At 69.0% G+C, this 10,926-nt stretch carries 10 protein-coding genes and 1 pseudogene; 5 read left to right on the top strand and 6 right to left on the bottom strand.

All coding sequences use genetic code 11. The annotated features are described in order from the left end of the window. Positions 1-79 precede the first annotated feature (79 nt). Both A4R44_RS25800 and A4R44_RS25795 read left to right on the top strand, forming a co-directional pair. Positions 80-409 carry an MGMT family protein gene (locus A4R44_RS25800; RefSeq protein WP_067585909.1) on the top strand — a complete coding sequence of 110 codons (330 nt, stop codon included), beginning with the start codon at positions 80-82 and terminating at the stop codon, positions 407-409. Positions 410-911: 502 nt separating this feature from the next. Next, on the top strand, positions 912-1,733 hold the full coding sequence (locus A4R44_RS25795) for a siderophore-interacting protein (protein ID WP_067585906.1): 822 nt from the start codon (positions 912-914) through the stop codon (positions 1,731-1,733). Here A4R44_RS25795 and A4R44_RS25790 read toward each other — a convergent pair. Further along, positions 1,730-2,536 (bottom strand): uroporphyrinogen-III synthase, encoded by an 807-nt coding sequence (locus tag A4R44_RS25790; RefSeq protein WP_067585903.1) that lies wholly within the window; start codon positions 2,534-2,536, stop codon positions 1,730-1,732. The genes A4R44_RS25795 and A4R44_RS25790 overlap by 4 nt on opposite strands. 263 nt (positions 2,537-2,799) lie before the next feature. After that, positions 2,800-3,777, bottom strand: a complete 978-nt coding sequence (locus A4R44_RS25785) for a YafY family protein (RefSeq protein WP_067585900.1) — start codon at positions 3,775-3,777, stop codon at positions 2,800-2,802. A 62-nt stretch (positions 3,778-3,839) separates the two neighbouring features. Here A4R44_RS25785 and A4R44_RS25780 point away from each other — a divergent pair, with 62 nt between their 5' ends. The 3 genes from A4R44_RS25780 to A4R44_RS25770 are packed head-to-tail and all read left to right on the top strand — an operon-like array spanning position 3,840 to position 6,337. After that, entirely contained in the window at positions 3,840-4,235 is a 396-nt protein-coding gene (locus tag A4R44_RS25780; RefSeq protein WP_067585897.1) for a DUF3224 domain-containing protein, read from the top strand. Positions 4,236-4,246: 11 nt separating this feature from the next. Next, the gene (locus A4R44_RS25775) at positions 4,247-5,365 is read left to right on the top strand and encodes a winged helix DNA-binding domain-containing protein (RefSeq protein WP_095213597.1); all 1,119 of its coding nucleotides are present in this window, start codon (positions 4,247-4,249) and stop codon (positions 5,363-5,365) included. Between the two features lie 21 nt (positions 5,366-5,386). Continuing rightward, positions 5,387-6,337, top strand: a complete 951-nt coding sequence (locus A4R44_RS25770) for a squalene cyclase (RefSeq protein WP_067585894.1) — start codon at positions 5,387-5,389, stop codon at positions 6,335-6,337. On the opposite strand, the gene A4R44_RS25765 is transcribed toward A4R44_RS25770, so the two are convergent. The 4 genes and pseudogenes from A4R44_RS25765 to nirB all read right to left on the bottom strand — a co-directional run bounded on the left by A4R44_RS25765 (position 6,334) and on the right by nirB (position 10,926). Then, the gene (locus tag A4R44_RS25765) at positions 6,334-6,948 is read right to left on the bottom strand and encodes an SUMF1/EgtB/PvdO family nonheme iron enzyme (protein WP_198545441.1); all 615 of its coding nucleotides are present in this window, start codon (positions 6,946-6,948) and stop codon (positions 6,334-6,336) included. The genes A4R44_RS25770 and A4R44_RS25765 overlap by 4 nt on opposite strands. Before the next feature lie 10 nt (positions 6,949-6,958). Next, a pseudogene (locus A4R44_RS25760) lies at positions 6,959-8,096 on the bottom strand (uroporphyrinogen-III synthase). Continuing rightward, entirely contained in the window at positions 8,093-8,425 is a 333-nt protein-coding gene (gene nirD, locus A4R44_RS25755; RefSeq protein WP_369805934.1) for a nitrite reductase small subunit NirD, read from the bottom strand. The pseudogene A4R44_RS25760 and the gene nirD overlap by 4 nt, the downstream one beginning before the upstream one ends. Next, positions 8,422-10,926: a nitrite reductase large subunit NirB gene (nirB, locus tag A4R44_RS25750; protein WP_067585885.1), complete on the bottom strand. Its 2,505-nt coding sequence runs from the start codon at positions 10,924-10,926 to the stop codon at positions 8,422-8,424. Before nirB ends, nirD begins: the two co-directional genes overlap by 4 nt.

The raw sequence follows: 10,926 nt of genomic DNA, 5'->3' as shown, positions 1-10,926 counted from the left end.
ACATCAGCGATGGAACCATGCCCGCTCACCCGGGTGGCGCACCGGCACACCCCTCGGCGGGACTATCATCTGCCGGGTCATGAACGACGAACTGCACGAGCGGATACGCGCAGTCATCGCCGACGTACCGGCGGGGACAGTCGCGACGTACGGTGACGTCGCAGCGCTCTCCGGTGCTCCCTCTCCGCGCATGGTCGGCCGCGCCCTCGCCGAGGACGGCCACGACCTGCCCTGGCACCGCATCCTCCGCGCGAACGGGACCCCCGCGCCGCATCTGCTGCACGAACAGCTGGAGCGACTGCGCGCCGAGGGCGTGCTCGCGGACGGCGAGAAGGTGGACCTGCGGAAGTACCGCTGGCGACCGGACGGCGACGAGCCCGGCGAGGACGAGCCGCCCGGCTTGTTCTAGAGCTTCCGCACGACCGCACTCCGGCAGAAGTACGTGAGGGGAACTCTGATTCCTTCAGGGTTCCCCTCACGTACCTCCGCAGCGCACCCACGCCGACGCCGCCTCCCGGGCGACCAGCCTCGTACTCCGGTTCCCGGACAACCGCTTCCGCACGACGCCTCCCGAGCGACCGCTCTCGCACGACGGGCTTGCGGGCGGCGCTGCGGCCCGGCAGGCATCCGCACCGATGTGGCATTGGGTGCCTCAGATGCACCCAATGTGGCGTTCGATGCGCCCAGCGCGCCCCCAGATGCTCCTGTGACCACCAGGCCGCCCGGGCAGTCTCACAGTTGTCAAAGGGTGAGGTGGTGGAATGCGGCTGGGTTGTCAAGGGTGAGGTGGTGGAATGCGGCGAGGTCTGCTGAGGCATGGGGGCGCAACCTGGCTCCGGCCCGGAAACCGTGGCGTCCGCCATCCTCCGGAGCCATAGCCCGCCCCGCCCTTTTTAGGTTAGCCTCACCTCATGAGCGTCCTGACTTACCACCCCGGCAGGGTCACCGCGGTCCGGCGGGTCACCCCGCACATGGCCCGGGTCACCTTCGACTGCCCGGGTCTCGCGGCGGCGGGCCCGGTGGCGCCGGACGCGTACGTGAAGGTGTTCTTCCCGCTCCCCGGGCACGAGGAGCCGCACCTGCCGCCCGCCGAGATGGGTGAGGACGACGTCCTGTCCTGGTACCGCCGGTACCTCGCGATGCCCGACGACGTCCGGCCGCCGATGCGGACGTACACGGTGCGCGCGGCGCGTCCGGAGAGCGGCGAGGTGGACGTCGACTTCGTGCTGCACGAGGAAAGCGGCGGCCCGGCGTCGACCTGGGCCGGGCAGGCGGAGGTCGGCGGCCGGGTGGCGTTCCTCGGGCCGCACGGGCTGTACGACGTGCCGGACGGGACGACGTGGCAACTGCTGGTCGGCGACGAGACCGCGCTGCCGGCGATCGGCGGGATCCTTGAGCGGCTGCCGCAGTCGGCGCGCGCGTCGGTGTACGTCGAGATTCCGGACCGCGCGGAACGACAGACCTTCGAGACCAACGGTGCGGTCGAAGTGCACTGGGTGGTCCGCGGTGCGCGTACACACGGCGAAGCCCTCGTAGACGCCGTACGCGCGGCCGAGCTGCCTAACGGCACGCCGTACGCGTGGGTCTCCGGAGAAGCAGGCGTCGTGAAGCTCGTTCGGCGGCACCTTGTCCGCGAACGCGGCTTCGACAAGACAGCCATCTGCTTCACCGGCTACTGGCGACAAGGCCTCAGCGAAGAAGCCGCGGGGCGGCAGCAGGCCGAAGCGTCTTAACCGAGCTGCGCGACCACCAGCTTCACCAACGCGCCGAGCCGCTGACGCTCCGGCTGCAACGTGCTGATCCCGGCTGCCTCCAACGGTGCCGCGGTCACCGGACCAACGCACGCGCAGACGACCGTGCCACCGCGCAGGATCTCGCGCAGCTCCGTGCCGCGGCCGGATTCGTCGGCGAGAGTCAGGAAGTTCGTCGCGGCCGGGGCGCTGGTGAAGACCAACGCGGCCAGTTCTCCGGACAGCACCTCGTGGATCAACGAGAACACCGGCTCCGGATTCGGCGGTGTGTGCCAGCGGTAAGGCTGCACGGCGAGGACCGACGCCCCGGCCGCGGCGAGCGGCTCGGTGAACTCCGGCAACGGCGCGCCGTGCAGTTGCAGCGCGACGCGCGCGCCCCCGACACCGGCTTCGGTGAGCGCGCCGAACAGCTCGTCGTTGGTCTCGCTGGGCGCGGAGTACTCCTCACGCAGGCCGACGCCCCGCACCGCGCCCACCGCTTTCGGCCCGCGCGCGAAGATGCGCGACCCGGCCAGGGCGTCCAGCAGCGCCTCGCGAAGTCCCCAGCCCTCGGCGGCGTCGAGCCAGCCGCGGAACCCGGCTCCGGTGGTGACCGCAGTGAGGTCGACCGGCGCGGCGAGCACGGCTTCGGTGCCGCGGCGCAGTTCCGGATCGTCGGCCAGCGGGACGATCGTGATCGTCGGCGCGTGCCGCACTTCCGCGCCGTGCCGGAGCAACGCGCCGATCAGGTCGTCCGCGCGCCGCTCGGCCGTGACGCCGATCCGCACGCCGTCCAGCTCACCCATTCGCTTGCCTCATCTCTCACGAAACCCTCCGAGCTGCCCACAGCACACCGCCCGAGAAACCTCCACGCCACTCCGCCGCAGCGCCCCGCCCAGCTCACCTCTCTACTCGTCCCATTCCGGCGAAGAGTGCCGGCCAGCCGAGCCCCGCCACTGCCATCTCCGCGCCGCAGCAACACCCTGATCAGCTCACCCATCTCCGGCGAAGACGTGCCGGGCAGCCAGCCCGAACCCACGCACTACGCCGCGACACCACTCCGTCCAGCTCACCCATATGCCTGCCCCATCTCCCGGATCGCCGCCGCCAGCTCCATCCGCAGCTCCTCTGGCGCGAGCACCTCCAGATGCGGTCCGAACCGCAGCAGTTCGCCGATCGCCGCTTCGCCCGGTTCGACCGGCAGGTCGATCGTCAACCATCCGTCGCTGTCCGGTTCCGCTCCGGCGGCGACTGCCTCGCGAAGCGCGCGAGCGCCGACGCTGCCCACGTAGAACGGTACGAGAGCTTGGGCCCGCGGCGAGAGGCGGACTGTCGCCTTTCGGGGGTACATCCGGCGTTCGAACTGCTCCGACCACTCCTGCCAGTAACGAGCGAGGTCGAATTCCGCCGGTCGCTCGAACTCCTCGCCGAGGTCGGTCAGCTCGTGGATGCGCGAAATCCGGTAGGTGCGATCGGTCCCCTCGCACCGGGCGGCGAGGTACCAGTTGCCTGCTTTGAGGATCAGCCCGAGCGGCTCCAGCACTCGCTCGACCTCGCGCTGGCCCCACCGTTCGTACCGGACGCGGATCCGCCGCGCGGCCCACACCGCGTCCGCGACCGCCGACAGCGCCGGCAGGCTTTCGATGCCGCGATGCCAGCCGGGAACGTCGAGGTAGAACCGTTCGGCGACACGACCGGCGCGGCCGCGCAGCTCGTGGGGCAACGCGGCGTACAGCTTGAGCTGCGCCGCTGCCAGCACCGTGCCGAGCCCCAGCTCCGCGGCCGCCACCGGAAGTCCGGCCAGCGCCAGCGACTGGGCTTCGTCCTCGTTCAGACCGGTCAGCCGGGTCCGGTAGCCGTCGACGAGCTGGTAGCCGCCACTGCGGCCGCGATCGGCGTACACCGGCACGCCCGAGGCCGACAGCGCCTCGATGTCCCGGTACACCGTCCGGACCGAAACCTCCAGCTCAGCGGCCAGTTCCTCGGCGGTCATCCGGCCGCGGTCCTGCAGCAGGAGAAGCACGGTGAGCAAACGGCCGGCACGCATGCGGCAAGTATGACTGAAATATCTGACACAAGATGGCAGGTATGGGTGATGGGGTGAGCGGCATGGACACGTTTGGCATGACGAAGTGGGAAGAGCACGTGGCGAGCGGCGAGGAGGGCGGCCCGCGCGTCGCCTGCGTGCACGCCGCGATGGAGTACTCCGGCGTGATCCAGGGTGCGGCCACGGGCGACTACCTGCTGTACTACCCGGGCGAGGGCTACGACGGCGGCGCGACCACGTCGCCGGGCTACGACCGGTTCGACGGCACTGTCGACGGCCGCCGCGGCACGTTCGTCGTCCGCCAGGAGTGGAGCTTCGACCCGAAGAGCATCAGCTCGAAATTCGAGGTCGTGCCGGGCTCTGGGACCGGCGAACTGGCAGCCATCGGCGGCACCGGCACAGTGCACGGCGTGCTGGGCGAGCCGACCGTGTCCTACACCTTCGACTACACGCTCTGAAGGAGGCCGGGATGCTGGAGGTGCCGCGAGAGCAGGCGCTGGCGTACCGGATCGCCGAGCAGGGGCTGCACCGCTCTGTCGCCGATCCGCACGACCTGCCGCTGCTGGACCTCGGACTGCAGGACAGCATGCGTGACACCGCCCTGCTCTCGCTGGCGGCGCGGATGCCGGATCCGGTCACCCCGGAGTCCCTTGTGGACGACCAGCGGCTCGCCCTGGTGTGGTCGCATCGCGGGGCGCCGCACTTCCACCGGCGCGCGGATTTGCCGGAGCTGGCAGCCGCCTTGATACCGATCGACGATCCGGACGCGCTGGCGCGGATGTTGTGGCAGAAGAAGGACATCCAAGCGGCTGACGAGTCCCCTGTGGACATTGTGTTCACCACCGCGCGGGCGATCCGCAAGGTGGTCACCAAGCCGATGACCAAGGGCGTGGTGAGCGGAGAAATCACGAAGCTGCTGCCGCCCTCGTTCAGCCGGTGGTGCCGCGGCTGCAACGCCACTCATGTGCACGAGCAGCTCATGCGTATCGCTTCGCTCCACGGCGGGACGCGGCTCGAAGCCGGGCAGAGTCCCGCGACACTCGCGCCGCTGGAGGGTCGCGGACGGATGTCCACCCGTCCGGTTCCGGCGGCGGTTTCGCGGGTGCTTGAGCAGTACTTGCGCTTCAACGGACCCGCGACCTCGGGTGACGCGGCTGGTTTTGCCGGCACGGCTAGGACGTGCGTAACCGAGACTTGGCCTTCCGCGGTCACCGAGGTCAAGGTGGACAGCCGACGGGCCTTCATCCCGGATGATCGGCTGGCCGCGTTGGAGAACCCGCCCTCGCCTGCCGGAGTACGTCTGTTGCCGCCGCTCGATCCGTACACGCAGGGCCGCGACAAGGCCGTCCTCGTTCCGGACAAAGCGCGGGCGAAAGAGGTGTGGAAAATTCTCGGCAGCCCTGGCGCGTTATTAGTCGACGGCGAAATTCTGGGCACTTGGCGTATGAAGGCTTCCGGCAAACGGCTGGCTTTCACGCTGGCCGAATTCGATCCGCTCCGCCGCTCGGACCGCGCGGCGGCCGAGGACGAGGCAGGCCGTGCCGCGTCCGCGCGGGGCTACCAGGACTTTTCCGTGACCTGGGCTTGACCGGCGGGCTAGAGTTCGGACGTGCTGAAATGGCTGCTCGACTCAGACCCGACGCTGCGCTGGCAGGTCGAACGGGACTTAGCGGACGCGCCGCCCGAGGTCTGGACGGCCACCCGGCACCAGATCGCGACCGAGGGCTTCGGCGCGCAACTCCTCGCCCGGCAGGACCCGGACCGACAATGGGCGGGCGGCGCTTTCTTCCCCGCGCGATTCGAGCCCGGCCCCGATAGCGGACAGCCGTGGACGGCCACCACCTGGTCGCTCAATATGCTGCGCGAATGGGGCATGGATCCCGCGGTGCTGCGCGCTAACCGAACTGCCGAATTGATCGCCGAGAATTCCCGATGGGAATACGACAATCTGCCGTACTGGGACGGCGAGGTCGACGTCTGCATCAATGCCTGGACGCTCGCGAACGGCGGCTGGCTCGGCGTCGACGTCTCCCGCCTCGCCCATTGGTTCCCCGAGCACCAGTTGGCCGACGGCGGCTGGAACTGCGAATGGGTCGACGGGTCGAAGCGCTCGTCCTTCCACTCGACGCTGAACGCGATGAAGGGTTTGCTCGCCTACGACATCGCGACCGGCGGCACCGACGAGACGCACGCCGCCCGCCGCGCCGGTGCGGAGTATCTGCTGGAGCGTCGTCTGCTCTACCGGCTTTCGACCGGCGAGCAGGTGGCGTCCTGGGTCGACCACTTCGCGTACCCCGTGCGGTGGCACTACAGCGCGATCAACGCCCTCGAATATTTCCGCGAAGCCGCCATCGTGGACGACATTCCGCCTGACCCGCGTCTCGCCGATGCCGTGGAACGGGTTCGCGCCGCCCGACAGCCGGACGGAACCTGGTTGCAGGGCGGCCGATCGCGCGGCGACATGTGGTTCGAGGTCGACGTCCCGGCCGGGGAGCCTTCGAAGTGGCTGACGCTGTACGGCACCCGAATTCTGTCCTGGTGGGACTCCGCACAGTCCTAACGGGACCGTGCGACGCGAAAGCCGACGTCGTCCACCCGGAACGCCGGGTGACTCCGGCGACGCACCGACACCCGGACGCTCCAGTGCTCGTCCGCCCAGCCGCCGCCCTTGAGCACCCGGTACTCGCCGTAGACCGCCGGGTCGTAGAGATCCCAGCACCAGTCCCAGGTGTTGCCAAGCAAATCATAAGCGCCCCAGGCATTCGGACGCTTCTCGCCGGGCGGATGCAGCCGACCTCCGGAGTTCCCTTCGTACCAGGCGATCTCGTCCAGGTCTCCGTACCTCGGGCCCTCGGTGCCCGCTCGGCAGGCGTGCTCCCATTCGGCTTCACCAGGCAACCGGTAGCCGGGTGCCGACCGATCCCATTCCACTTCGCCGCCTTCAAGCCGATACGCCGGTGCCAGTCCGTCCCGTTCGGACAGTGTGTTGCAGAACCGCACCGCGTCCAACCAGGACACTTCGACGGCAGGCAGACCATCGCCGCCGTTGTATTGCTCCTGGGTGACCGGGAACGCACCAAGCTCGAACGCGGGCACGTCGACTGTCCAGCTACGTTCTGTCCGCCGGTCGGTGAGCCGCACCGTTCCCGGCGGAATCGGGACCATCCGCACCGTGCCGAGGCTAGCCGATCAACGCGGGGGTGTCGCCGGGATTCACCGCCAGCCGATAACCGCGCTTGACCACTGTCTGCACCACACCGGTACCGCCGAGGGACGTCCGCAACCGGCCGATCGCCGTCTCCACCGCGTGCCCCTCGCCGCCGGACGGAAGCTCGACGGACAACTCCCGTCGCGCGACCACCCGGCCGGGCTCCCGTGCGAGGGCGCGCAGAAGCGCCATCGGGGCTGGAGCGATCTCGTGCCATTCGCCGTCGACCAGGGCGCCAGTGCCACGGATCTGCAACACATGACCGGCGGCGTACAACGTCGGCGAAGCAGTGGCCAACGCGTCCGCGACGGTTCTCGCCAGCGCACCGATCCGCGACCGTCTCGGTTGGACAGTCGGAATGNGTCGGAATGCCCAGCGAGGCGAGCGGCGCGGCTGTGATCGGACCCACACACGCCACGACCACGCGGCTGCTCAACACCTCGATCAGCGCACCGAGACGACCGGTCCGCCGCGCCATTGCGACAGTGGACGCGGCGGCGGGCGCGCTCGTGAACGGCAACGCGTCGATTGTTCCTTCCAGGACCGCGTCCAACAGCCGGTCGAGCGGTCCCGGATCCGCCGGAGCCACCCATCGATACACCGGGATCTCGATCACCTCAGCGCCGGCCTGCCGAAGAGCGTGCGCGAAGTACGGCAGCGGCTCACCGTGCAACTGCAGCGCAATCCGTCGTCCGTCTATTCCGGACTGCGTTAGGTACTGCAACAGCTCCGCGCTGCTTTCCGACGCGGGCGAGTAGTCCTCTGCCAACCCGGCCGCCCGCACCGCCCCAGCTGCCTTCGGACCCCGAGTCAGCAACGAAGCGTTCGACAGATGATCGAGCACCTTCTCGCCGAGACCCCAGCCCTCCGCGGCCTCAATCCACCCGCGGAAGCCGATCCCGGTCGTCGCCACCACCATGTCCACCGGCGACTCCAGCAACCGCATCGTCGCCGCGTGCAGTTCAGTGTCGTCGGCCAGCGGCACGATCCGGATCGCCGGTCCATACCGGACGGCAGCACCCTGGCGCACCAGCAGCGCGCCCAATTCCTCAGCCCGGCGCGCTGCCGTGATTCCCACCGTGAACCCGGCCAGTGGCCGGACGTCCGTCACGGCGATCCCACCTCGATCACCCCGTCCCGTACGCGAACCGGATACACCGGGACCGAAACCCCTTCCGCGTCGAGACACGCGCCGCTGCGGAGCGAGAACCGTTCTTTGTAGACCGGAGACGCGACCACCGGCTCTCCCCCGGCGTCGCCGACGATACCGCGAGAAAGCACGGCCGCGCCGCTGCACGGGTCCCAATTGGACAGTGCGTACCAACCGTCGCCGGTGTGGAACACCGCGACCTGCCGGTCGTCGATCAACGCCGCGGCTCCGGAGAACGCCCGGATCTCCGCGGCCGCGCACACCGCGGTCCAGGATGAGGTCATGGTCATCGCGGCACCTCCGGAACTCCCAGCAGCACCGGAATCTTCTGCTCCCGTTCCGCGCGGAACGAGATCGACGGGTCCGGCGTCCCCGGCGCGTTCACGAACGAGCTGAACCGCGCCAGCTTGTCCGGATCCTCCAATACCCCTCGCCATTCGTCGGTGTAACCCTCGATGTGTTTCGCCATCGCCGCGTCCAAGTCCTCGCAGATGCCGAGGCTGTCGTCCACGATCACCGCACGCAGATGGCCGAGCCCGCCGTCGAGTTCCTCGATCCACGGTGCCGTGCGCTGCAACCGATCTGCCGTGCGCACGTAGAACATCAGGAACCGGTCAATCGTGCGGACCAGGGTTTCGGTGTCCACGTCAGACACCAGCAGTTCCGCGTGCCGTGGTGTCGCTCCGCCATTGCCGCCGACGTAGAGATTCCATCCGTGCTCGGTCGCGATCACACCGAAGTCCTTGCCGCGCGCTTCAGCACATTCACGCGCGCATCCGGACACCCCGGCCTTGATCTTGTGCGGTGACCGCAGGCCGCGATACCGCAACTCCAGATCGATCGCCAACCCCACGCTGTCCTGGACGCCATAGCGGCACCAAGTCGAGCCGACACAGGATTTAACCGTCCGCAACGACTTTCCGTACGCGTGCCCGGACTCGAAGCCCGCGTCGACCAGCCGTCGCCAGATGTCTGGCAGCTGGTCCACAGTGGCCCCGAACAGGTCGATCCGCTGTCCGCCGGTGATCTTCGTATACAGCCCGAAATCCTGCGCGACCTGTGCGATCACCATCAGCTTCTCCGGGGTGATCTCGCCGCCGGGAATCCGCGGCACCACCGAATAGCTGCCGTTGCGCTGTATGTTCGCCAGGAACCGGTCATTCGTGTCCTGCAGCGCCGCCTGCTCTCCGCCGAGGATGTGCCCGTTGCCCAGCGTCGCCAGGATCGACGCCACCGCGGGCTTGCACACCGCGCAACCCGTTCCGGTGCCGTACCGGCTCACTATCTCGCTAAACGTCGTCATCCGCGTCGCACGGATGATCTCGAACAGTTCCGCACGGGACTGCGCGAAGTGCTCGCACAACGCCTTCGACTGCTCGACCCCGCACGCGTTCAGCAGCTTCGCCAGCATCGGCACGCACGAGCCACACGACGTTCCCGCCCGCGTGCACGCCTTCAGCTTCGCAACCGAATCGCGGCCGTCCTCGGTGATCGCCCGGGTCAGCGCGCCCTTGGAAACCCCGTTGCACGAACAGACCTGCGCCTCGTCCGGCAACGCGTCCACGCCGACCGCCGCACCGCCGCCGGCCGGGGCGAGCAACGCGCCCGGGTCGGCGGGCAGCGGACGGCCGACCAACGCCCGCAGCGTGTTGTACTCCGCCGCGTCGCCGACCAGGACCCCGCCGAGCAACGTCCGGCCATCGCCGGTCACCACAAGCTTCTTGTACGTCCCGGCCACGGCGTCGTTCACCGCGACTTCCAGCGCTCCTTCGGTGGCCGCGTGCGCGTCGCCGAAACTCGCGACGTCCACGCCCATCAGCTTCAGCTTCGTCGCAGTGTCCGGTTCGGGGAAGCTCGCCGTCGTGCCGGTGAGTTGCGCCGCGACCACCTCCGCCATCGCGTACCCGGGCGCGACGATGCCGTACACCCGGCCCTCGACCGCCGCGCACTCGCCGATCGCGTAGACCGCCGAGTCGCTGGTCCGGCACGTCGCGTCGACCAGCACGCCACCGCGCTCGCCAACGTCCAAACCGGACTCCCGGGCCAAGTCGTCCCGAGGACGGATACCGGCGGAGAAGACCACCAGGTCGACGTCCAGCTCCGTAGCGTTGCCCAGCCGAGCCAGCAACCGCGATCCGTCCGCCTTGATCGCGTCCGTCGAGGTTCCGGTGTGGACGGTCACGTCGAGGTTCGTAATCAGCCGCCGCAACAGACCGCCGCCGCCATCGTCGACCTGCAACGGCATCAACCGCGGTGCCATCTCGACCACGTGCGGCGACAGTCCCATGTCCCGCAACGCCTTTGCCGCCTCCAGGCCGAGAAGGCCGCCGCCGATCACCATCGCGGCACGACGTCCGCGACCCTGCCGTTCAGCCGCGGCTCGAATCGCGTCGAGGTCTTCGATCGTCCGGTACACGAACACACCCGGCAGATCCCGCCCCGGCACCGGCGGCACGAACGGACGCGAACCGGTCGCCAGCACCAGCGAGTCGTATGGCTCAACATGTCCGGAAGCCGTTGTCACCGTCCTGGCTTCGCGATCCACTGACACCACAACTTCGCCAAGGCGAAGATCGACCGTGTCGTCGTCCGCGTAGTCCGATCCCGGCAACGCCAACGCGGCCGGATCCCAGCTGTCCACATAGGAAGTCAGCGCTACCCGGTCGTAAGCGGGACGGCTCTCCTCGCCGAAGACGACAACCCGCCACTCGCCCGCCGCGTCTGCCGCGCGAAGCGCCTCCACGAACCGGTGCGCGACCATGCCGTGCCCGGCGACCACCACTGTAGGCAT

The sequence above is a fragment of the Amycolatopsis sp. M39 genome, assembly GCF_001651785.1.
GTDB classification, from domain to species: Bacteria; Actinomycetota; Actinomycetes; order Mycobacteriales; family Pseudonocardiaceae; genus Amycolatopsis; species Amycolatopsis rubida.
This window is presented reverse-complemented; position numbering and strand designations above follow the sequence as displayed.